Below are 22,023 nucleotides of genomic sequence, written 5' to 3'. Positions count from 1 at the left end.
GTCAGGTAGTGGACAGGACGATGGCGCTCGTTGGCACGCCGGTACCGGCCGTGACCAGCACGTTCTCTGGATTCGACAGCTGGTTGGCGGCCGTGCCGCGGAGCTGGCGGACGCCTTCGGCGATGCCGTTCATGCCGTGGATGTACGCCTCGCCGAGCTGGCCACCGTGGGGGTTGGTCGGCAACCTGCCGTCCAGCTCCAGTGCGCCGTCGGCGATGAAGTGCCGGGCCTCGCCACGGCCGCAGAAGCCCAGCTCCTCCAGCTGGACCAGGACGAACGGGGTGAAGTGGTCGTACAGGACGGCCACGGAGATGTCCGGCGGCCCGAGCCCGGACTGTGCCCACAGCTGGCGCGCGACCAGGCCCATCTCCGGCAGACCCGTGAGGTCCTCCCGGTAGTAGCTGTTCATCGTGAACTGGTCCGTGCCGGAGCCCTGTGCGGCCGCCGCCACGAAGGCGGGACGGTGCGGCAGGTCCGCGGCCCGCTCGCGGGACGTCACGACGAGCGCGACGCCGCCGTCGCTCTCCTGGCAGCAGTCCAGCAACCGCAACGGTTCGGCGATCCACCGCGACGACTGGTGGTCGGCGAGCGTGATGGGACGGTTGTGGAACCAGGCCTTCGGGTTCGTCGCCGCGTGGCGGCGGTCGGCCACCGCGACCGCGCCGAAGTCCTCGCTCGTCGCGCCGTACTCGTGCATGTAGCGGCGGGCGAACATCGCCACCGTCGCGGCAGGTGTGCCGAGACCCATGGGGTAGTGCCAGCTGTTGTCGAGGCCGGAGGAGGTGGGCGCCGCCGCTGCCGCCGTCTGGACGCGGCCGAACCGGCTGCCGGAGCGTTCGTTGAACGCGCGATAGCACACGACCACCGACGCCATCCCGGTCTGTACGGCCATCGCGGCCTGCTGGACGGTCGCACACGCCGCGCCGCCGCCGTAGCCGACGCGGGAGAAGAACGACAGGGAGGGGATGCCCAGCTCGCGGGCGACCGCGGTCTCCGAGTTGGCGTCCATGGTGAACGTGACCAGTCCGTCCACATCGGACGGCTGGAGACCTGCGTCCGCCAGTGCCTCCCGCACGGCCTCGGCCGCCAGCTGCAGCTCGCTGCGGCCCGAGTCCTTGGAGAACTCGGTCGCGCCGATCCCCACGATCGCCGCGTCCATCAGGGCACCTCGATTCGCACGGTACCGGTCAGGTGGTCCCCGAGGCTGTTGGTGGCCACGACCTCGATCACGTACTCGCTTCCCTCGTGGGCCACGACGTGCCCGGTGAACGTCAGCTTCTCGTAGGCGTAGCAGGGAACGCCGAGCCGGATCGAGATGTTCCTCACCAGCGCCGAGGGGCCTGCCCAGTCGGTCACGAAGCGCTGCACCAGACCCGTGTCGGTCAGGATGTTGAGGAAGATGTCCTTCGAACCCCGCGCCACGGCCAGGTCCCGGTCGTGGTGCACGTCCTGGAAGTCACGTGTGGCGATCGCCGTGCTCACCACGAACGTCGGCGTGATGTCCAGCTCCAGCGTCGGGAGCGCCGCGCCGACCGTGATCATCGCCGCCGCCAGACGGGCATCGTCAGCTCGTCGTCGACCTTCGCGAAGTCGATCCGCACGGGCAGGCCGACCTCGACCTCGTCCGGTGCGACGTCGACAAGTTCGGCGAGCAGGCGCACACCCTCCTCCAGTTCCACGAGCGCGATCACGAACGGCAGCGTGTGGCCGGGCACCGGCGGGTGGTGGTGCACCACGTAGCTGTACACCTCGCCGAGCCCGCTCGCGACGACGTGCGTCGGCTTGGTCTCGTTGCAGTGCGGGCACATCGGGCCGGGCGGGTGCCGCAGCTCGCCGCAGCCGCCGCACTTCTGGATGCGCAGCTCGCCCTGTGCCGTGCCCTCCCAGAAGTACGCCGTGTCCCGGTTGACCACGGGCCGGATCAGCGGCGGTGGCGGTGGGGTGGCCGGTTTCGGTGCGAACTTGAGCACCCGGAACAGCATCTCCGCGACCGGCTCCTCGCCGACGTACCAGGTGTTGCGCGTGGTCACGAACCAGCCCTCGCCGAGCGCGGTCCTCTTCGGACCGACCACACTCTCCAAAGTGGACGTCAGTGCGACCTCGTCGCCGTAACGCAGGTAGCGGTGGTAGGTCTGCTCGCAGTTCGTCGCCACGATGGACGTGTAACCCGCGTCGTCGAGCACGTGGATCATCGTGCCGAGCGGGTCGTCGTCCGACCTGGTCCCGTTCAGCCCGAACATGGTCCACACCTGGGCCATCGCGGGCGGCGCGACCTCGGTGTAGGCGGGGCTCGTGTCGCCCATGGCCTCCAGCCAGTTGCGGACCATCGGCAGGTTGACCGGGTCCCGCCCGGCCCGCCTGCCCGACTCGCCGACGGCGATGAGCCGGTTCGCGGCCTCCTCGATGCCGGTCATCGCGGCACCCTCGGCAGGTTCAGGCCGGCCATGGCGATCAGCTCGCGTTGCACCTCGTTCACCCCGCCGCCGAAGGTCAGTACCAGATTGCGTTTCGCCTGCACGTCCAGCCACCGCACGAGCGCGTCGGTGTCCGGGTCGGCCGGGTCGCCGTGCGTGCCGACGACCGCCTCCAGCTCACGGCCGAGCCACTGGATCCGGTCGGACGAGAACACCTTCGTGGCCGAGGCGTCCGCGATGGACACTTCGGCACCTGCCGCGACGACCTGCCAGTTCAGCAGCTCGTTCACCCGCACGTGGGCCCGCGCCCTGGCGAAGGTCCTTCTGACGTCGGGCTGGTCCAACAGGTCCCGCGCCGCGGCCCAGTCCCGCACCCGCTCGTACAGCACGGCGATCCGGCCTGCCGGGCCGAGCATCACACGCTCGTGGTTGAGCTGTGTGGTGATGAGCCGCCAGCCCGCGTTCTCCTCGCCGACGACCATGTCCGCGGGCACGCGGACGTCGTTGTAGTACGTGGCGTTGACGTGGTGGGCGCCGTCGCAGGTGATGATCGGCGTCCACGAGAAGCCGGGATCGCTGGTGTCGACGATGAGGATCGAGATCCCCCGGTGCTTCGGCGCGTTCTGGTCGGTGCGGACCGCGAGCCAGACGTAGTCGGCGTCGTGCGCGCCGGTCGTGAAGATCTTCTGCCCGTTGACGACGTAGGTGTCGCCGTCGCGGACCGCGCTGGTACGCAGCGACGCGAGGTCCGTGCCCGCTTCCGACTCCGTGTAACCGATCGCGAAGTGCAGCTCGCCCGCGAGGATCTTCGGCAGGAAGAAGTCCTTCTGCGCCGGCGTGCCGAAGACCTGCAGCGTCGGGCCGACGGTCTGCAGCGTGACGGCCGGCAGCGGGATGTCGGCGCGGGCGGCCTCGTTCACGAAGATCTGCTGCTCGACCATGCCGAAGCCGCGGCCGCCGTACTCGGCGGGCCAGCCGACGCCGAGCCAGCCGTCGCGGCCCATGCGGCGTACGACAGTGCGGTAGGTCTCGCCGTGCCGGTCGGTCAGCATCGCGTCGCGTTCCGAAGTGGACAGAAGCTCGCGGAAGTACTCGCGCAGCTCCAGTGCGAGCGCGTGCTGGCCGGGGGTGAGCTCGAGGTCCATGTCAGACCGCCGCCATCAGGTGCTCGACGCCGCCGAGCAGCCGGACGAGGTCCTTGGTGGCCCCGTAGTAGCGGTGCATGGCATAGGTGGCGTCCACACCGACGCCACCGTGCAGGTGGTGGCAGGTGTGCAGTGCCGGCATGGCCTCCGCGGCGAGCCAGTACCCGGCGACGGCGAGGTCGCTGTCGGGATCTCGGCCCTCCGTTAGCCGCCAGACGGCCGACCAGGTGGCCAGGTGCAGTGTGCGGGAGGCGACGTAGACGTCGGCGATCTGCTGCGCAACGGCCTGGAAGGTGGCGAGCGGCCTGCCGAACTGCTCACGGGTCCGGATGTACGCCGCGGTCAGGTCGAGCGCGCCTGCCAGCAACCCGTCGCCGTACGCGCAGGCGCAGGCAAGCGCGAACCGTCGCAGCCGCTCGGTGTCGCACACCCGTTCGCCCGGCGTGTTGTCCAGGACCACGGTGTACTCGGGAGTGCCTGCCGAGGAGTAGGTCCCGATCAGCGTCGTGTCCTCCGGCGCGACGAGGAACACCGTGTCCCCGGCCGGCACCAGGAGCCGGTGCGCGGCCGCCGCGTGCGGCACGCCGATCGCTCGGCCGGACAACAGGTTCTCCGCGGAGACGGTCACCGAACCCCGCAGGGCGACGGCGAGCGACGGCTCGGCGGCCACCGTCTCCCGCTGCTCGTCCGATCCACAGTGGACGACTGTGAGCACCCCGACCGCGGCGCCGAGGGCGGGCAGCGGAGCCGCCGCGCGGCCGACCTCGCCGAGCACCAGGGCCGTCTCGAGCACGCCGAGGTCCTCGCCCGCCAGCAAACCGGCCTGCGCGAGGGCCTTCCACGCCGAGTCGGGGTCCGGCTCACGGGCCAGGATGTCCCTCGCCAGGCCCGCGACGGCCTGGTGCGTGTCGTCCAGCGCGAAGTCCATCAGCGTGTCTCCCTTGGCAGGCCGAGAATTCGCTCGCCGACGAGGTTGCGCAGCACCTGCGTGGTGCCGCCGGCGATGCTGAGGCAGCGGGTGAGCAGCAGCTCGTGGATGGCGGGTCCGGTGGTGTCGTCGACGCCTGCCGCGGCAGGCCCGAGCAGCTCGACGGCCGCCTCGGCGACGTCCTGGCGCTGACGCACGCCGACCAGCTTGCACACGCTCGACTCCGGTCCCGGGCCGCGTCCGTCCAGCTGGCGGAGCGTGGCCCGCAGGTCCACGAGTGACACCGAGAGCCCCTGCGCCACCAGGAAACCGACGCGCTCGCGGGCGCCGTCGTCGAGGTCGCCCGCCAACGCGAGCAGCCGTTCGACCCCCTCGCCGAGCGACGAGCCGCCGCCGAGCGCGACCCGTTCGTTGGCCAGCGTCGTGCGTGCCAGGGGCCAGCCGCCGTCGACCTCGCCGACCACGCAGTCGTCCGGCACGAACACGTCGTCGAGGAACACCTCGTTGAACCGCGCCTCGCCGGTGATCTCCCGCAGCGGTCGCAGCGTGATGCCGGGGGAGGCCATGTCGACGAGGAAGTACGTGATGCCGGCGTGCTTGCTCGCGTTCGGGTCGGTGCGGGCGAGGCAGATGCCCCAGTCCGCCTCGACCGCGGACGAGGTCCACACCTTCTGGCCGGACAGCTGCCAACCTCGGTCGACCCTCACTGCCCTGGTGCGCAGCGAGGCCAGGTCCGAACCCGCACCCGGCTCGGAGAACAGCTGGCACCAGCTCAGCTCGCCCCGCAGCGTCGGCGGCACGAACCGGTCCTTCTGCTCGTCGGTGCCGTGCGTGAGGATCGTCGGCGCGGCCCACGCGCCGATCACGAGGTCCGGCCTGCGCACCCCCGCGTTCGTCAGCTCCTCGTCGATCACGAGCTGGGCCCTGGCGTCGGCGGCGAGGCCGTACGGCCTCGGCCAGTGTGGGGTCAGGTACCCGCTGTCCGCCAGGCGTGCCCGCTGCTGCTCGGGAGGCAACCCGGCGACCTCGGCAGCGAGTGCCCGCGCGGCCGCACGGGTCTCGAGGTCGTCGGCCACGATGCCCAGCCCGCGCCGCTCGCCCGCCATGGCCAGCTCGGCCACCCTGCGCCGCCAGCGGGCACTGCCGCCCAGCAGCTGCCGGTTCGCGAGGGCGCGCCGCAGGTACAGGTGGGCGTCGTGCTCCCAGGTGAACCCGATGCCGCCGAGGACCTGCACGCAGTCCTTGGCGTTGTCGACCGCCGCGTCCAGCGCGAGTGCCGCGGCGGCGGGCGCGGAGATGCCGGCCGGCGCGCGGGCCGCGTCCCACGCCAGCGCCGCGGCCTGCTCCGCGCGGCACAGCATCTCGGCGCACAGGTGCTTGACCGCCTGGAACGACCCGATGGGCCTGCCGAACTGCTCGCGGATCCCGGCGTAGGCGACGGCCGTGTCGAGACACCAGCGCGCGACGCCCGCGGCCTCCGCGGCGAAGAGCGTCGCGGCCAGGTGCTCGACGTCGTCGAGGTCGTGCCTGGTCACGGGGGTGTCGTCGAGCGTGAGCCGTCCGAGTGGACGGGAGAAGTCGAGTGGGGTCAGCGGCGAGAGGTCGTGCTCGACCGTGCACCAGACGGTGGCGGTGCCGTCGCGTGCACGGAGGAGGACGACGCCGTCCGCGCCGAGCACGGGGGTGGCGGTGCCGGTGGCGCGGTCGCCGGTCAACGTCACGTCCGTGTCGAGCGCGACGGCCGTGACCTGCGGCAACCCGAGGACACTGCCCAGTGCGGCAGGCAGGACCGGGCCCGGGATCAGGTACTCGGCCGCCGTCGTCAGCGCCGCTGCCTGGTCGGCGAGCGTGCCGCCGTCCTGGGTGATCGTGCACAGCCCCAGCTCGGCGACCATGTCGGCGTGTTTGGTGAAGGTGTGTGGCTCGGTCTCCATCGCGCGGACGGTGGCCAGGGTGTCCGCGCGCCTGGCGGCGTCGCGGATGGCAGCCTCGAAGGACACGAGCCTGAGTATAGAACACGTTCTAGTTTTTGCGGGATGGACGGACGTAACATGTCCGGTACGTGGGTCGAGTAAGCTGGGAGCCGCAGGCAGGAACGCGTTCCGATACAGGGGTCAATTGATGGCGAGACCGCGAACGTCCGGTGCGAACGCGCTGAACGTGCTCTCCGACGAGCTCGGCTCGGCCGCGCAACGGGACCGTCGCAAGAGGATCCTGGACGCGACCATAGCCCTGGCGTCGAAGGGCGGCTTCGAGGCGGTCCAGATGCGGGCGGTCGCGGAGAAGGCCGACGTCGCGCTCGGCACCCTCTACCGGTACTTCCCCTCGAAGATCCACCTGCTGGTGTCGGGTCTGGCGCGCGAGCTGGAGCAGGGGCAGGAACGCACCGAGCGCGCGAACCTGCCGGGGGACACGGCGTATGACCGGATGCTGTTCGTGCTGGGCAGGATCACCCGCGCCATGCAGCGTGACCCGAACCTCACCGAGGCGATGACCAGGGCGTTCATGTTCGCCGACGCCTCGGCCGCCGCCGAGGTCGACGCGGTCGCCAAGCAGATCGAGCGGATGTTCACGCACGCGCTGCACGAGGGCGAGCCGACGGAGGAGGACCGCGCGCTGGCCAGGGTGATCGGCGACGTGTGGCTGTCGAACCTGGTCGCCTGGGTGACCCGGCGGTCGTCCGCCTCGGACGTCGCCGACCGGCTCGAGCTGACGGTTCGCCTGCTGCTGGCGGGCAACGCGAGCTGACTGGACTCCTCACGCCAGGTCGCGGCATGCTGGGACGGTGGCCGACACTCCGCCCTTCGACCAGATCGGCAAGCGCTACGAGGACTCGTTCCAGGAGCGGGATGCGCAAGTTGCGGAAGGCAACTGGCTGATCAGTCGGCTCGACCCCGGGGCGCGGGTGCTCGATCTCGGGTGCGGCGGCGGGCTGCCGACGGCCAAACAGCTACTCGACGCGGGCCTCGACGTCGTCGGCGTCGACGAGTCGTCGGTGATGCTGGACCTGGCCGGGCGGCAGGCGCCCGGCGGCCACTACCTGCACCGCGACATGCGGAACATCGCCGACCTCGGTGAGTTCGACGCCGCCGTCGCGTTCTTCGCGTTCATCATGCTGCCCCGACGGGACATCCCCCCACTGCTCAGCACGCTCCGCGGACAGCTGCGGGGGCCGAAACTCCTCCAGGTCGCCATGGTGCTCGGCGACTTCGACCAGTTCCCGATCAGCTTCATGGGTGTGCCCGCCGCGGCCACCGCGTACCCGCCCGACGAGCTGGCGCAGGTCGTCGAGCGGGCCGGCTTCCGGATCCTCGACGTCGACGAGGTCAAGGCAGAAGCCGAGCGGAACCGCCTGGAGGTGCAGATCTACCTGCGAGCGCAGGGGAACTGAGTCCCTACACCCACTCGGAGTGGGACAGCGAGTTGCGCAGCTTCGCGAGGGCGCGGTGCTGCGTGACTCGTACGGCCGTCGGCGTGAGCCCCACCGCCGTGGCCGTCTCCTGTGCCGACAGGCCGACGATCAGCCTCAGCACGAGGATCTCCCGCTGCCTGGGCGGCAGCGTCCCCAGCAGAGCGGTCAACCTCTCCCGAAGGTCAGCCGCCATGATCAGCTGCTCCGGGCTGGCACCGAGGTCGATCCCGTCCGGCACGTCCGCCGAGGGGTCCGACCGGTCCCGGCCCGCCCGCCGGTAGTGGTCCGCCACCTTGTGCGCGGCGATGCCGTACACGAAAGGAAGGAACGACTCCGGCTCGTCCCCGTAGCGCGACAGCGCGCCGAGGACCGCCATGCAGATCTCCTGGGCCACATCGTCGGCCGATGAGTAGGCCGAACCACTGCGACCAATCCGTGACCGACAGTAGCGAACTATCGCCGGTCTGATCCAGCTGAACAAGGTCGCGACGGCTTCCTGGTCCCCCGCCATCGACGACTTGACAAGCTCATGGAACGCGGCGCTCTTGAGACGAGAGAAGATCTCAGTAGCATCCGATGACATTACCTGCGCACTCACGAGGCCTCCACGCTAACGCGACTCCCGCACGTGAGTGAGTTTCGTAAATTTCAACCGTCAACCAACAGAGTCCAAGGGCCCTGTTCGATTGCTGTTGGACCCTAGGGACAACCACGGAGAGTAGACCTCTGTCGGAGCGTGCCGACTCCACTGCGCTGCGTGACGCGCGGCCTATAAATGATCTTCGTTGGGCGCTATTAGAAAGGGATACGGCTGCGTACGACTTTTCGTCAAATAGTGGGCAGTGACCCGTCGGGCTTGCCCCGAAACTGATCATTCGGCCGTAGTCTTACGTCGTGACCAGCAAGCCGGCGGAGGAACTGGCAGAAACACTCGTCGAGCTCGCGGACACCCTGGCGACAGAGTTCGATCTTGACGACTTTCTGCGGCTGCTGGCGAATCGCTGCGTTCGTCTGCTCGATGTGGACGCTGTGGGCGTGTTCCTGATCGATCACGGTGTCGTCGCGTCGAGCGAGCGTGCCGCCCTGATCGAGTTGGCGGCCCAGCGGAATGATGAGGGACCTTGGCGAGACTGCTGTCGAACTGGTGAAGAAGTAGCGGTGCCGGACCTGGCCGCCGAGCGCGACCGCTGGCCCCGCTACGTGGCGGCGGCCACTCTTGCGGGCTTCGCCGCGGTCCACGCGGTGCCGTTGTGCCGGCGGGAAGACCTGATCGGCACCCTGAGCCTGTTCCGCACGGAGCGCGGACCGCTGGAGAAGTCGGAGACCCGTCTGGCCCGGGCGATGGCCGACGTGGCGACGATCGGCATCCTCGGCACCCGCGCTCTGCGTCGTCAGGAGACGCTGGCCGCGCAGCTGCAGCACGCGCTCAACAGCCGGGTGATCATCGAACAGGCAAAGGGTGTACTCGCCGAGCGCCTCGGCCTGACGACAACAACGGCCTTCGCCACGCTTCGCAGCTACGCGAGGAGCAACAACACGCGGGTGAGCGAACTGGCGTTATCCATAGTGGACGGCAAGTTCAACACGGATCTTCTGAGAACCGAAGGACCCACCTGCTGAGTATCACCCAGGCGGGGGATACCGGGTCGGTAGAATCCCTTGTTAATGGGGAACTAGTGCGCCCGAGCGAGACCACAAAGGATCTATTGATTCGTTCGCCGCCGCGGCTCGGCGCGGGAAGAGCCGGTGTCACTGTCGATGGACACTCTGCCGAGGTACCTGGATCACGCGCCGTCGCGACCAGGTGAACAGTGAGGGAGCAGCCTTGATCAGCGCGACCGAGTTGTTGGCGGACTACCGGGCCGGTCGACGCTCACCGGTCGAGGCGACGAGGGACGCCCTCGCCCGGATCGACGAGCTGAACGGGAAGCTCAACGCGTTCTGCCTGGTCGACGCCCCGCAAGCGCTTGCGCAGGCGGCCGAGTCGGCGGCGCGGTGGCGGCGCGGTGAGCCCCGCGGCCTGCTGGACGGCGTGCCTGTCTCGGTGAAGGACCTGCTCCTCACCAGGGGCCTGCCGACACTGCGTGGCTCGCGGACGATCAGCCCCGACCAGCCCTGGGACGTCGACGCGCCTGCCGTCGCGCGGCTGCGTGAGCACAACGCCGTGATCATCGGCAAGACCACGACACCCGAGCTCGGCTGGAAGGGCGTCACCGACAACCCGCTCACGGGGGTCACCAGGAACCCGTGGGACGCGACGAGGACCTCGGGCGGCTCGAGCGGCGGCGCGGCCGTCGCGGTCGCCACCGGCATGGGCACGATCGCGCTCGGCACCGACGGCGGCGGGTCGATCCGCATCCCGGCGTCGTTCAGCGGCGTGTTCGGCATCAAGGCGACCTACGGGCTCGTGCCGATCTTCCCCGCGAGCCCGTTCGGCACCCTCTCGCACGCCGGTCCGCTGGCGTGGACCGTGCGTGACGCGGCACTCGCACTCGACGTGCTGTCCGGGACGGACAGCCGGGACTGGTCGGCCGGACCACGCCCGCCTGGCTCGTTCGCCGCTGCCGCCGACGCCGGGTCGGTGGCGGGCCTGCGGATCGCGTTCAGCCCGACGCTCGGCCACGTGTCCGTCAACAGCGAGGTCGCCGAGCTGGTCGAGCGTGCGGTCGAGGTGTTCGCCGAGCTGGGCGCGGTCGTCACCACGGCGGACCCCGGCTTCGCGGACCCGATCGACGCGTTCCACACACTGTGGTTCTCCGGTGCCGCCGCGGCGACCGCGGCGCTGACCGACGACCAGCTCGCCGATCTCGACCCCGGCCTGCGCGAGGTCCGCGAGCGTGGCGCGCGATACTCGGCGCTGGAGTACCTCGACGCGACCGCGACCCGTGCCGAGCTGGGTCGGATCATGGGTGAGTTCCACGAGCGCCACGACCTGCTCGTCACGCCGACCATGCCGATCGCGGCGTTCGAGGCAGGCGTCGAGACGCCGTCCGGCGAGGGTCGGTGGACCTCGTGGACGGGGTTCACCTACCCCTTCAACATGACACAGCAGCCTGCCGCGACGCTCCCGTGCGGTTTCACGTCGGCGGGACTGCCCGTGGGGCTGCAGGTGGTGGGGCCTCGGCACGCCGACGCGCGGGTCCTCGCCGCGTGTGCGGCGTTCGAGCGGGCGCGGCCGTGGCAGTCGGTGCGCCCGTGACCGGGGTCACCTCGGGAGGGTGTCCTCGCGTACCCTACTCTAGAGTAGCTACCGTTATTTAACTCACGAGTAGGTAGGGGTGGTTCGGTGTCGGCCAGCGAGGGTCTTGGCGCCAGGCCGCACAGGCGCAACGCCATGGGGACCGTGATGTCCGTCCTCAACAAGGTGGCGGGCGCGCCGGTCGTGGAGCGGTTGAAGCTCAAGAAGTCGGTCGACCGGGCGCTGTACCAGGCGACGAAGACCGGCTTCCAGGCCGCAGGCGCGGCGACCCGCACGTTCTCCGCCGCCAGGAAACTGGGCTCAGCCAAGCGTCTGCCCCCCGTGCCGGACACCGGGGTCTTCGACCTGGCGCCGTCGGAGGACCAGCGGATGATCGTCGAGACGGTCCGCGAGTTCGCCGCCGAGCGCCTCCGCCCGGCCGCCTCGGTCGCCGACGAGAAGTGCGCGGCCCCGCCCGAGCTGGTGTCGACAGCCACGGAGCTGGGCATCACGCTCCTCGGCGTGCCCGAGGAACTGGGCGGCGTGGCAACGGAACGATCGACGGTCACCAACGTGCTGGTCGCGGAAGCCCTTGCCACGGGCGACATGGGGCTCGCGCTGGCCTGCCTCGCACCCGCCGCGGTGTCGAACGCCCTGGTGCTGTGGGGAAACGAGGAGCAGCAGGCGACCTATCTGCCGTCGTTCACCGGCGACGACGTGCCCGCCGCCGCACTGGCGATCCAGGAGCCGCGCCCGCTGTTCGACCCGTTCTCGTTGCAGACCAAGGCGTACCGGACCTCCGGCGGCTTCCGCCTGACGGGCGTGAAGTCGTTGGTACCGCGTGCTTCCGCGGCAGAGCTGTTCATCGTGGCCGCGGATCTCGAAGGTCGGGGCCCCGCGTTGTTCATCGTGGAGTCGTCGTCGGTGACGATCGAGTCCGAACCCGCGATGGGGTTGCGTGCCGCAGGCACCGGCCGGGTGCTGCTCGACCAGGTGTCGGTCCCGGCGGTGGCGCTGCTGGCCGCCGATTACGCGGACTGCGTTCGCCTGGCCAGGCTGGGCTGGTGCGCGCTGGCGGTGGGGACGGGCCGGGCGGTACTGGACTACGTGATCCCGTACGTGAACGACCGGGTCGCGTTCGGTGAGCCGGTGTCGCACCGGCAGGGCGTGGCGTTCCGGGTGGCCGACATCGGCACTGAGCTGGACGGCATGCGCCTGTTGACCTACCGGGCCGCGGCCCGTGCCGCAGCGGGGCTCTCGTTCGCCCGCGAGGTGGCGCTGGCCAGGAAATTGTGCACGGACAAGGGAATGATGATCGGCAGCGACGGTGTGCAGCTGCTCGGCGGGCACGGTTTCGTGAAGGAGCACCCGGTGGAGCGGTGGTACCGCGACCTGCGTGCCGTCGGCGTGATGGAAGGCGCGGTGCTGGTGTGATCAACCTGGAGGTTCCCCGCAAGCTGACCACGCTGGTCGACCAGGCGCGTCAGGCCGCGATGGCGTTCCTGCGCCCGAACTCCCGGAAGTACGACCAGGCGGAACACACGTACCCGAAGGAACTGGACACGCTCGCGTCCCTTTTGGACGGTCTGAGTGCGTCCGGCGGCGGCGCGGGTGCGGGAGGTGTCCGCCGCTCGTCAGGGAAACCGTCGACGGCGAACCTGTCGCTGGTACTCGGCACGATGGAGATGTGTTGGGGCGACGCGGGTCTGCTGTTGTCGATGCCGAGGCAGGGCCTGGGCAACGCGGCCATCGCGTCGGTGGCGTCGGAGGAACAGCTGGCCCGCTACAGGGGAAAATGGGCCGCGATGGCGATCACGGAGCCGGACACGGGCTCGGACTCGGGCGCCATCCGCACCACGGCCGTCCGCGACGGTGACCACTACGTGCTCAACGGTGAGAAGATCTTCGTGACGTCGGGCGAGCGCGCGGACTGCGTGGTCGTCTGGGCAACGCTCGACCGCTCGATGGGCAAGGCGGCGATCAAGTCGTTCGTGGTGGACCGAGGCACACCGGGCTTCGAGCTTGTCCGGTTGGAACACAAACTGGGCATCAGGGCGTCGGACACCGCGCATTTCCGCCTGGACAACTGCATGGTGCCCGCGGAGAACCTGCTGGGCACGCCGGAGATCAACCCGGCACAGGGTTTCGCGGGCGTCATGCAGACGTTCGACAACACGAGGCCACTGGTGGCGGCGATGGCGGTGGGCATCACCCGTGCCGCACTGGAGGAAACCCGGCGGTTGCTGGAGTCCGCGGGCGTGGAGATCGACTACGACCGCCCGGCCAACAACCAACACGCCGCAGCGGCAGCCTTCCTGGAGATGGAGTCCGACTACGAGGCGATGTACCTGCTGACCCTCCAGGCGGCGTGGATGGCCGACAACCGCCAACCGAACTCCCTGCAGGCGTCGTACGCGAAGGCCAAAGCAGGCCGCTCGGCAACGGCGATCACCCTTCGGTGCGTGGAACTGGCCGGCTCGATCGGCTACACGGAACACGAACTACTGGAGAAGTGGTCCCGAGACGCCAAGATCATGGACATCTTCGAGGGCACCCAACAGATCCAGCAACTCATCATCGGCCGCCGACTGCTGGGCAAGACCTCCGCACAGCTCAAGTGACTCACGAAACGAGCGCGTTCACGAGGTGCTCAGCTTCGCCATGCCGCGATGATCTCTTCGGGGCCGAAGGACGCGGCCAGGGGTAGCCCCGTCTCGACGCCGTTGCGGGAAACCGCGACCAGGCGCGTGGTGTGGTCGCGTCCGGGCACCGACATGGAACCGGCGATCAGGCTTTCCACGTCGCGTTGGCCGAAGCGTTCGGTCTCCAGCCATTTGATGGAGCCGGTGAAGGCTATGCGGGTCGCGGCCGGCTGCTCACGATCCGCGCCTACCAGGTCGACCTCGGGATTGTTCTGCCGGTTCCACCAGCCGCCGACGACCTCCGCGTCTGGTAGCCGGTCGTCGGGTAGGAGCCGTTCGAGGCTGGTACGGACAAGTGGCTCGATGGCGCGCCCTCGCCAGGACGGCCAGGATCGTTCGAGTCGGGTGGCGACCAGGTCGCCTCGGCCGCGTTCGACCTCGGCGATGCCGCGCTGCAGGAAGGCGAGCCAGAAACGCAGGTACGGATCCTCGATCCGGTAGCGCTTGTTCCTGGTGTCCGGGCGGTTGGCCAGCGGGGTGTCGACGGCGACGATGCGCTTGGCCGTCAGGGTGTTCAGTATGGGGGCCAGAGTGCCTGCGGGGACTGGGTTTCCGACGCCGATCCGGTTGGCGATCGTGCCGAAGGTGCGTTCACCGGTACCGATCGCTTCAAGGGCGGAGCGGCTGTGTGACGGCTCGGGGACTTCGCCGAGCAGCGACAGCTCACCGGCCATCAGCAGTGGGGACAGTGGGTCGGTGAGCTGTTCACGCAGGAACGTGGTGCGACTGGTGCCGGCGTTCCAGCGCTGGACGATCTCGGGGAAGCCGCCGGTGATCAGGAACGCGTCGATGGCCTCGGCGGGGTCGAGAGCGGTCATTTCCCGCACGTCGGCGGGGTCGAGCGGACGGACGAGCATTCGAGCGGCGCGGCCGTGGAAGGGCCGGCCGTACTCCTGGAGGGATTCCATCATCGACAGGTCGCTGCCAACCAGCAGGAGGAGCACGGGCCTGGCCGACAGGTACCGGTCCCAGACGGTCTGCATGGCGCCTTCGAACTCGCGGTCCTGCTCGACCAGCCAGGGCACCTCGTCGAGGACGATGATGCTGGGTGTCTGTTCGGGCACCGCGATCGACAGGGCGCGGAGGGTTTGGTTCCAGTCGGTACCGACGGCGCCGGCGACCAGGTCCGCACCTGGCAGAGCGGACTGGGCGAGCGCGGCGGTGAGGTCGGCACGTTCGGCGGCCGGATTGCGGCCTCGAGATGCCTGGAAGATCACGTAAGGCGCGCCAGAGCGGTCACAGAACTCCTGGACCAGCCGTGACTTGCCCACCCGCCGACGGCCGGTGACGATCAAGGCTTGCCCCGGGGTCGTGGCGACACCGTCCCGGACCAGGCGAAGCTGTCGGTCCAGCAGTGCGAGATCGTTGGTGCGGCCGTGGAACTGCGTCACGAAGTCATCCCCGATCTAAGTAAGATTGCATCTTACTTAGATCCGATCATACTTCGCCGCACGAAAGAGTCGCGTCCTTGTCCGCCCCCTTCAACGTATAGCTCACCGGGGGGCTTGCGGCAAGACCCGGTTCGTGCTTCATGATTTGCCGGCCAGGACGCCTGACCTGGGGAAACGGGGAATCGGAAGTGCGTGTGCTGCTGACGACGTGGGGATCGCGCGGGGACGTCGAGCCGCTGGCGGGGCTCGCGGTGGCGTTGCGGGGGCTTGGGGTCGAGGCGCTCGTGTGCGCGCCGCCCGACGAGGACTTCGTGCGGCTGCTGGCACGTGCGGACATACCGCACGTGCCGCTGGGGCCGTCGGTGCGTTCGGTGGTCACCGGCCCGAAGCCGACGGCCAGAGACGCGTTCCAGCTCGCTCCCGCGCTGGTCGCCGCGCGGTTCGAGACGCTCGGCGCGGTCGCACCAGGATGTGACGCGCTCCTGGCAACCGGCCTGATGCCCGCCGGCGCTCGGGACGTTGCCGACAAACTGGGCATCCGCTACATCTACGGGTCCTTCCACATCTTCGGGTTGCCGTCGCGGCACTTCGCGCCCGGGATGCGGCCCGGCACGCCTTCCCCTCGGGAGGAAACCGACAAACGGGTGCTGTGGCAGCAGGATGCCCAGCGGGTGAACGACCTGTACGGCCCGGCGCTCAACAGCCACCGGGCCGCGATCGGCCTGCCTCCGGTGGACAACGTCCGCGACCACGTCTTCACCGGCCGACCGTGGCTGGCCGCGGACGCGACGCTGTGCCCCTCGCAGGGCATGACCGACCTCGACCTCGTGCAGACCGGCGCGTGGATCCTGCCCGACGACCGGCCGCTCCCTGACGACCTCGACGCCTTCCTCGACGCCGGTGCGCCTCCGGTCTACGTGGGCTTCGGCAGCATGGCCGCGCACGCCCCGGAGGGCGTCGCCCGCGTGGCCATCGAGGCGGCTCGTGCCCACGGGCGCCGGGTCGTCCTCGCCAGCGGCTGGGCCGGGCTGGCCCCGGTCGACGACGCGGGCGACTGCTTCGTCGTCGGCGAGGTCAACCAGCAGGCGCTGTTCGGCCGCGTCGCCGCTGTTGTCCACCACGGCGGTGCGGGCACCACCACGACGACCGCTCGGGCCGGCGCGCCGCAGGTCGTCGTGCCCCAGATCGCGGACCAGCCGTACTGGGCCGGCCGCGTCGCCGACCTGGGCATCGGTGTGGCGCACGAGGGCTCGACGCCTACCGTCGACTCCCTGTCCGCCGCGCTCGGCACGGCCCTCGCGCCCGAGACCCGAGCGCGGGCCGGGGCCGTCGCGGGCACGATCCGGGACGACGGCGCCACGGTCGCCGCGAAGCTGCTGCTCGACGCCGCCTCATGACCGCGTGGTGAGGTCCAGTACGTAACAGACGCCTGGCTTGTCCCCGAGAACTCTCTCCTCGCCGGTCGGGGTGAAGCCGGTGCGGGTCAGCACGGTTCGCGAGCCGAGGTTGTCGATCCTGGCCGCCGCGCGGAGCCGGGTCAGGCCGTACTTCGTGGCGGCCAGGGTCGACACCGCGCGGACCGCCGCCGTGGCCAGGCCCTGGCCGGTTGCCTTCTTCGCCATGCGGAAGCCCAGTTCCGCCGTGCCGTCCGCCACGTCCACCAGGTTCACCCGGCCCAGGATCTCCCCGTCGACCACCACGACGTGGAAGTGGCAGGCACCGGTCGCCTGTTCGGACAGCAGGGCCTCGTGGCGGTCGGTGAAGTGGGCGAAGTAGTCGTCGCCCCGGTCGGTGACCGCCGCCGCGAAGTAGGCGCGGTTCTCCCGTTCGAAGTCCAGCAGTGCGGGGGCGTGCGCGCGGGTCAGGCGTTCCAGCATCAGTGGACCGTGAGCACTGTTTCGTCCAGGACCGGCACGTCGTCGCGCTCGACCGCCGTCGCCGCGGCCTGGTAGCCGGACTCCGTCCGCCACGCCCGGACCCGCAGCGTCTCGCCGGGGAACAGGACGCCCGCGAACCTCGTGCTGAACGTCTCGACCTTCGTGACGTCGCCGCCCAGCAGGTTGTCCACCAACGCCTTGCACACCACGCCGTACGTGCACAGGCCGTGCAGGATGGGGCGGTCGAAACCGGCCCTCGCCGCGAAGGCCGGGTCCGCGTGCAGTGGGTTCCTGTCGCCGCACAGGCGGTACAGCAACGCCTGCTGGGGCAGTGTGGGAACCTCCACCTCCAGCACGGGGTCACCGGTCGGCGCGGGCAGTCGTTCCGACGGGCCTCGCGAGCCGCCGAAGCCGCCCTCGCCCCTGGCGAAGATGCCGGAGCGGGTCGTCCACAGTGGATCGCCGTCGAGCGTGGTCACCGTGGCTTCCTGGATGATCACCGCCGCCTTGCCCTTGTCCCACACGTCCGCGATCCGCGACTGGGCCATGGCCCGTCCCTCGGCCGGGAGGGGGCCGTGGACCGTGATCGACTGGGTGCCGTGCAGGACCTTGGACAGGTCGACGTCGATGCCGGGGAACGTCACCGCGGGTGGCTCGAACATGCGGAAGTTCGGGGCCACCACGCCGAAGGTCGGCAGGACCTTCAGGCGGTCCTCCAGCACGTACGGCAGCTCGGACTCGGCCAGCGGCGACGCGCCCGCGCCCAGTGCCAGGTGGTACAGCAGCACGTCCGTGCTGCCCCACTCGAACTTCGACACGCCAAGGTCCGCGCCGACCGCCACCGCGGGGTCGATGGGCATCGTCACCTCATTCGTAGCTGATCTCGACCTCGTCGGTCACCGGAAGGGACTGGCACGCGAGGCGGATGCCGTCGGCGAGGTCCTCCTCGTCGAGGACGTCGTTGTTCAGCATCTTCACCTCCCCGGACACCAGCCGGCACGCGCACGCACTACACGCACCCTCCCGGCACGAGTACGGCGCGTCAAGTCCACTCGCCAGCAACAGGTCCAGCAGCTTCGTGTCCGCAGGCCAGTCGTAGCGGTTCGTGGCGCCGTCCAACGCCACCGTCACCGAGGCGGTGCGTGCCTCTGGCGACGGTGCGACGGCCACGGCCTGCTCGAACGGGTTCGCGCCGAGCGACTTGAACCGTTCGATGTGGACGCGGTCGCGTCCGAAGCCCAGCTCCGACAACGCGGCCCGCACGGCCGTCATGAACGGGGCCGGGCCGCAGACGAACGCCTCGTAGGACGCGAAGGGAGTGGCCAGCGCGGCCAGCGTCGACGTGGACGGCAGACCCTGCACCGACTCCAGCCAGTGGATCACCGTGATGCGGTCCGGCTGCCGGTTCACCAGCTCGCGCAGCTCGGCGTCGAAGATCACCGAAGCCTCGTCCCGGTTCGCGTAGACCAGCACCACCCGTCCGGAACCGGCGGCCAGCGCGGACTTCACGATCGACATCACCGGTGTGATGCCGCTGCCCGCCGCGAACAGGAGCAGCTCGGCGTCCAAAGTAGAGGGTGTGAAGATCCCGGCGGGGGCCAGCGACTCGATCTCGTCGCCCGCCCTGACCGAGTCGCAGATCCAGTTCGAGCCGTAGCCGTCGACGGTCCGCTTGACCGTCACCTTCAACGACGAGTCCACGTGCGGCGAGCTGGACAGCGAGTAGCAGCGCGCGACGGAACCGCAGCGGTCGCTGGGGATCCGCAGCGTCAGGAACTGGCCCGGCCGGTAGTCGAAGCCGGGGGAGTCGAACACGATCGAGCACGCGTCCGCCGTCTCGGTCACCACCTCGGCGACCCGCAGCCGGTAGGACCGCGCCTCACTCATCCGGCACCGCCACCGCGCCGGTCACCACCGCGCGTTCGATGGACTCACGCAGCCGAGGGCACGTGTCGATGCGGGCCGACAGCTCGCCGTCGGCGACGCGTGCCGCGAACTCCGGGCACGACGTGGCGGGCGACGACTGGTACTGGACGCTCGTCTGCGCCCGGCTCGCCTTGCGCACCAGCACTTCCGTCGCACACACCGCACAGGACACCGGCACCAGACCGGTGTTCAGGTACTCGTGCTCGTCGGCCAGCGTGCCGATCGGGTCACTGTGTGGCGGCGCCTTGGCCCACGCGGTCATCCGGCCGCCTCCTGGCGTGCGAGGTTGTCCGCGACCTCCTGCTCCCACACCTCGTTCGCGCGGGTCGTGTCGACCTCGAACTCGAACCGCTGCGTCATCTCCTCGGTGACCTCGCCGACGTCCACGTAGAACTGCTCGTACCACCGGCGCAGTTGGTAGACGGGGCCGTCCTCCTCGCACAGCAACGGGTTGTCGACGCGCGTCTTGTTCCGCCAGATCTCGACGTCCTGCAGGAAGCCGATGCCGAAGCTCTTCGCGAGCTTGCCCGCCACCTTGTCCGCCTTCTCCTTCGGCAGGCCGGGCAGCTTCTTGACGCTCACCCCCCACTGCAGCACGAACGAGTCCGCCGAGACGGGGTAGTGGCAGTTGATCAGCACGGTCTCGATGGTCGCGCCGCCGAAGTCCTGCCACAGATCGTTGATCATGTAGGAGGGGCCGTAGTAGGACGCCTCGGACTTCAGCGTCACGCCCTCCGCCGAGTAGCTGGAGCCGAGCTTGACGTCCTGGCGGGCACGCGAGTTCAGGTACTGCGTAGCGATGTGACCCTCGAACACGTTCTTGAAGTACGTCGGGAACGCGAAGTGGATGTAGAAGAAGTGGGCCATGTCGACCATGTTGTCGATGATCTCGCGGCAGTTGGAGCCCTCGATCCGCACCGTGTCCCAGGTCCAGTCGCTCCACTCGTCGCTCGACGCGCCCTTCGTCTCCGGGATCACCACGTCGTCGGGAGGCGGGTTGCCCTCCGGGTCGTGGTAGACGAAGAGCTGCTTGTTGCGTTCGAGCGTCTGCCACGACCTGGTCCGCGCACGCAGCGGGATTCGCTTGGCGTAAGGGATCTGGACACACTTGCCGTTGCCGGCCCAGCGCCAGTCGTGGAAGGGGCACGCGATGGCCTCGCCCTTGACGGTGCCCTGCGTCAGGTCGCCGCCCATGTGCCTGCAGTACGCGTCGAGCACGTTCAGCGTGCCGTCCTCCGTCGCGAACACGACCAGCTTGGTGCCGAACGCCTCGATCGCGTGCGGCTTGCCGTCCCGGAACGGCTCCGCGAGGCCGATGCAGTGCCAGCCGCGCGCGAACCGCGTGCGTGGGGCACCCACGTCGATCGTGCGAAATCCTGATGTCATCACTTCGCTCCCGCCATGTCGAGTGCCGCCAGGTACCCGAACACCATTGCCGGTCCGAGGGTCGCGCCAGGGCCCGCGTACGTGCGGCCCATCACCGGTGCGCTCGCGTTGCCCGCGGCGTACAGCCCGTCGATCACCGAACCGTCCTCCCGCAGCACGCGTGCCGCCGTGTCCGTGCGCAAGCCGCCCTTCGTGCCGAGGTCGCCAGGCACGATCCTGATCGCGTAGAACGGTGCGCGGCGTAGCGGCGCGAGGTTGGGGTTCGGCCGGTTGCGTGGGTCGCCGTAGTACCGGTCGTACGCGCTGTCGCCACGGTGGAAGTCACCGTCCACACCGGACTCCGCGAAGCCGTTGAACGTCTCGACCGTGTTCCGCAGCCGGTCTGCGGGCACGTCGATCTCGTCGGCGAGCGCGTCGAGCGACGGCGCGCGGCGGACCGCGCCGAACTTGTACCAGCGGCCGGGAAAGGGCTGGCGTGGACCGAGACCTGCGAAGATGTACCGGTTGCGGTAGGTCTGGTCGGCGATCAGCCAGGCCGGCACGCTGTCCGTCTCGTACATCGCGTGTACCGCGTCGACGTACGGCGCCGCCTCGTTCACGAACCGCTCGCCGCGCTGGTTGACCATGATGCAGCCCGGCAGGCTGCGCTCCGCGAGGCAGAAGTAGGGGCCGCGGGGCAGCACGATCGACGGGCCCCACCACGCGTCGTCCATGAGCGTGACCGCGGCGCCTAGTCGCATGCCCGCCTCGATGCCGTCGCCGGTGTTCTCGACCGCGCCGACCGTCCACTCCGTACCGATCGGTGCCTGCTGGTACTCCTTGCGCATCCGCTCGTTGTGCTCGAACCCGCCGGAGGCCAGCAGCACGCCTCTCGTCGCGCGGATCGTGTCGGGTCTGCCGTCACGCAGGACCTCCACGCCCGTGACGCGGTCGTCCTCGGTGACCAGGTTGGTGAGCTGGGTGTTCAGCAGCACCGGGACGTTCAGCCGGGTCAGCCCGACGCGGAGCCCGGCGGTCAGTGCCTGGCCCATCGCGAGCAGACGTCTGCGCAGCACGATGGAGAGGAGCCGACGACCCGCGACCCGTGCCGAGCGCAGCATGCCGCGCGGGTGTCTGGCAACGAGGTTCATCCAGCGGTAGTCGGCCTGGGTGACCGTGATGCCCGTCGGTGCCTTCAGGTATGGCGGCGTGAGGTCGGCGAGGTCGTCGCCGAGCAGTGCCGCGTTGAACGGGCGCGGCTCGAGTGAGCGGCCCATCGGCAGGCCGCCGGGGGCCTCGGGGTAGTAGTCGGAGTAGCCGGTGACCCAGCGCAGCCGCAGCGGTGTGTTGGCCAGCACGAGCCGCAGCATGGCGGGGCCGTTGTCGAGGAAGGCGGCACGCAGGTCGTCGTCGACGACGTCGCCGGTGATGTGGGTGAGGTAGTCGCGGGCCTGCTCGGGCGTGTCGGGCACGCCTTCGGCGAGAAGGACGTCGTTGTTGGGAACCCAGACGCCACCGCCCGACCGCGCGGTCGAGCCGCCGAAGGTCGGTGCCTTCTCGATGAGCACGGTGCGAAGGCCGTGGTGGGCGGCGGTGAGAGCGGCGGCCATACCTGCGGCGCCGCTGCCGACCACGATCACGTCGTACTCGTCCATGAGACCCATACTAGAACAGGTTATAGTTTT

Annotated in this window: 21 protein-coding genes; 7 read left to right on the top strand and 14 right to left on the bottom strand. The window is 69.7% G+C overall.

The features are described from left to right. Position 1: 1 nt before the first annotated feature. The 6 genes from CLV71_RS17280 to CLV71_RS17260 are packed head-to-tail and all read right to left on the bottom strand — an operon-like array spanning position 2 to position 6,421. The gene (locus tag CLV71_RS17280) at positions 2 to 1,159 is read right to left on the bottom strand and encodes a lipid-transfer protein (RefSeq protein ID WP_133903760.1); all 1,158 of its coding nucleotides are present in this window, start codon (positions 1,157 to 1,159) and stop codon (positions 2 to 4) included. Beyond that, the gene (locus tag CLV71_RS47690; RefSeq protein WP_166664127.1) at positions 1,159 to 1,542 is read right to left on the bottom strand and encodes a MaoC family dehydratase; all 384 of its coding nucleotides are present in this window, start codon (positions 1,540 to 1,542) and stop codon (positions 1,159 to 1,161) included. Before CLV71_RS47690 ends, CLV71_RS17280 begins: the two co-directional genes overlap by 1 nt. Further along, positions 1,539 to 2,414: a bifunctional MaoC family dehydratase N-terminal/OB-fold nucleic acid binding domain-containing protein gene (locus tag CLV71_RS47685; RefSeq protein ID WP_166664126.1), complete on the bottom strand. Its 876-nt coding sequence runs from the start codon at positions 2,412 to 2,414 to the stop codon at positions 1,539 to 1,541. Before CLV71_RS47685 ends, CLV71_RS47690 begins: the two co-directional genes overlap by 4 nt. Next, positions 2,411 to 3,559: an acyl-CoA dehydrogenase family protein gene (locus tag CLV71_RS17270; RefSeq protein ID WP_133903758.1), complete on the bottom strand. Its 1,149-nt coding sequence runs from the start codon at positions 3,557 to 3,559 to the stop codon at positions 2,411 to 2,413. The genes CLV71_RS47685 and CLV71_RS17270 overlap by 4 nt, the downstream gene beginning before the upstream one ends. A gap of 1 nt (position 3,560) precedes the next feature. Further along, on the bottom strand, positions 3,561 to 4,487 hold the full coding sequence (locus CLV71_RS17265) for an acyl-CoA dehydrogenase family protein (protein ID WP_133903757.1): 927 nt from the start codon (positions 4,485 to 4,487) through the stop codon (positions 3,561 to 3,563). Beyond that, positions 4,487 to 6,421 (bottom strand): acyl-CoA dehydrogenase family protein, encoded by a 1,935-nt coding sequence (locus CLV71_RS17260; RefSeq protein WP_133903917.1) that lies wholly within the window; start codon positions 6,419 to 6,421, stop codon positions 4,487 to 4,489. Before CLV71_RS17260 ends, CLV71_RS17265 begins: the two co-directional genes overlap by 1 nt. A 187-nt stretch (positions 6,422 to 6,608) precedes the next feature. Here CLV71_RS17260 and kstR point away from each other — a divergent pair, with 187 nt between their 5' ends. Both kstR and CLV71_RS17250 read left to right on the top strand, forming a co-directional pair. Continuing rightward, positions 6,609 to 7,235, top strand: coding sequence for a cholesterol catabolism transcriptional regulator KstR (gene kstR, locus CLV71_RS17255; RefSeq protein ID WP_133903756.1), 627 nt, complete (start codon positions 6,609 to 6,611; stop codon positions 7,233 to 7,235). Between the two features lie 37 nt (positions 7,236 to 7,272). Next, positions 7,273 to 7,878: a class I SAM-dependent methyltransferase gene (locus tag CLV71_RS17250; protein ID WP_133903755.1), complete on the top strand. Its 606-nt coding sequence runs from the start codon at positions 7,273 to 7,275 to the stop codon at positions 7,876 to 7,878. Between the two features lie 4 nt (positions 7,879 to 7,882). Here CLV71_RS17250 and shbA read toward each other — a convergent pair whose 3' ends face one another. Next, positions 7,883 to 8,482 carry an RNA polymerase sigma factor ShbA gene (gene shbA, locus CLV71_RS17245; protein WP_133903916.1) on the bottom strand — a complete coding sequence of 200 codons (600 nt, stop codon included), beginning with the start codon at positions 8,480 to 8,482 and terminating at the stop codon, positions 7,883 to 7,885. A 311-nt stretch (positions 8,483 to 8,793) separates the two neighbouring features. On the opposite strand from shbA, the gene CLV71_RS17240 reads away from it, so the two are divergent. The 4 genes from CLV71_RS17240 to CLV71_RS17225 all read left to right on the top strand — a co-directional run bounded on the left by CLV71_RS17240 (position 8,794) and on the right by CLV71_RS17225 (position 13,698). After that, on the top strand, positions 8,794 to 9,519 hold the full coding sequence (locus CLV71_RS17240) for a GAF and ANTAR domain-containing protein (RefSeq protein ID WP_133903754.1): 726 nt from the start codon (positions 8,794 to 8,796) through the stop codon (positions 9,517 to 9,519). A gap of 205 nt (positions 9,520 to 9,724) precedes the next feature. Further along, positions 9,725 to 11,098, top strand: coding sequence for an amidase (locus CLV71_RS17235; RefSeq protein WP_208297593.1), 1,374 nt, complete (start codon positions 9,725 to 9,727; stop codon positions 11,096 to 11,098). A 135-nt stretch (positions 11,099 to 11,233) separates the two neighbouring features. Then, a complete protein-coding gene (locus tag CLV71_RS17230; RefSeq protein ID WP_133903915.1) occupies positions 11,234 to 12,511 on the top strand; it encodes an acyl-CoA dehydrogenase family protein in 1,278 nt (425 codons plus the stop codon). Further along, positions 12,508 to 13,698: an acyl-CoA dehydrogenase family protein gene (locus CLV71_RS17225; protein ID WP_133903752.1), complete on the top strand. Its 1,191-nt coding sequence runs from the start codon at positions 12,508 to 12,510 to the stop codon at positions 13,696 to 13,698. Before CLV71_RS17230 ends, CLV71_RS17225 begins: the two co-directional genes overlap by 4 nt. 29 nt (positions 13,699 to 13,727) lie before the next feature. On the opposite strand, the gene CLV71_RS17220 is transcribed toward CLV71_RS17225, so the two are convergent. Next, positions 13,728 to 15,170 carry an ATP-binding protein gene (locus CLV71_RS17220; RefSeq protein WP_133903751.1) on the bottom strand — a complete coding sequence of 481 codons (1,443 nt, stop codon included), beginning with the start codon at positions 15,168 to 15,170 and terminating at the stop codon, positions 13,728 to 13,730. 188 nt (positions 15,171 to 15,358) lie between these two features. Here CLV71_RS17220 and CLV71_RS17215 point away from each other — a divergent pair, with 188 nt between their 5' ends. After that, a complete protein-coding gene (locus CLV71_RS17215) occupies positions 15,359 to 16,567 on the top strand; it encodes a glycosyltransferase (protein WP_166664125.1) in 1,209 nt (402 codons plus the stop codon). Here the strand turns inward: CLV71_RS17215 and CLV71_RS17210 are convergent. From CLV71_RS17210 to kstD, 6 genes are read right to left on the bottom strand one after another with little or no spacing between them, the layout of a single operon-like run. Next, complete coding sequence (locus CLV71_RS17210; protein ID WP_133903749.1) at positions 16,562 to 17,047, bottom strand: GNAT family N-acetyltransferase; 486 nt, start codon at positions 17,045 to 17,047, stop codon at positions 16,562 to 16,564. The two genes, CLV71_RS17215 and CLV71_RS17210, sit on opposite strands and share 6 nt — an antisense overlap. Next, positions 17,047 to 17,907, bottom strand: coding sequence for a MaoC/PaaZ C-terminal domain-containing protein (locus tag CLV71_RS17205; protein ID WP_133903748.1), 861 nt, complete (start codon positions 17,905 to 17,907; stop codon positions 17,047 to 17,049). The genes CLV71_RS17210 and CLV71_RS17205 overlap by 1 nt, the downstream gene beginning before the upstream one ends. Before the next feature lie 7 nt (positions 17,908 to 17,914). Then, on the bottom strand, positions 17,915 to 18,934 hold the full coding sequence (locus CLV71_RS17200; RefSeq protein ID WP_133903747.1) for a ferredoxin--NADP reductase: 1,020 nt from the start codon (positions 18,932 to 18,934) through the stop codon (positions 17,915 to 17,917). Then, positions 18,927 to 19,235 (bottom strand): hypothetical protein, encoded by a 309-nt coding sequence (locus tag CLV71_RS17195; RefSeq protein ID WP_133903746.1) that lies wholly within the window; start codon positions 19,233 to 19,235, stop codon positions 18,927 to 18,929. Before CLV71_RS17195 ends, CLV71_RS17200 begins: the two co-directional genes overlap by 8 nt. Beyond that, positions 19,232 to 20,359 (bottom strand): 3-ketosteroid-9-alpha-monooxygenase, oxygenase component, encoded by a 1,128-nt coding sequence (locus CLV71_RS17190; protein ID WP_133903745.1) that lies wholly within the window; start codon positions 20,357 to 20,359, stop codon positions 19,232 to 19,234. Before CLV71_RS17190 ends, CLV71_RS17195 begins: the two co-directional genes overlap by 4 nt. Next, on the bottom strand, positions 20,359 to 22,002 hold the full coding sequence (kstD, locus tag CLV71_RS17185; protein ID WP_424923882.1) for a 3-oxosteroid 1-dehydrogenase: 1,644 nt from the start codon (positions 22,000 to 22,002) through the stop codon (positions 20,359 to 20,361). The genes CLV71_RS17190 and kstD overlap by 1 nt, the downstream gene beginning before the upstream one ends. Between the last annotated feature and the right edge of the window lie 21 nt (positions 22,003 to 22,023).

The organism is Actinophytocola oryzae, assembly GCF_004364325.1.
GTDB classification, from domain to species: Bacteria; Actinomycetota; Actinomycetes; order Mycobacteriales; family Pseudonocardiaceae; genus Actinophytocola; species Actinophytocola oryzae.
This window is presented reverse-complemented; position numbering and strand designations above follow the sequence as displayed.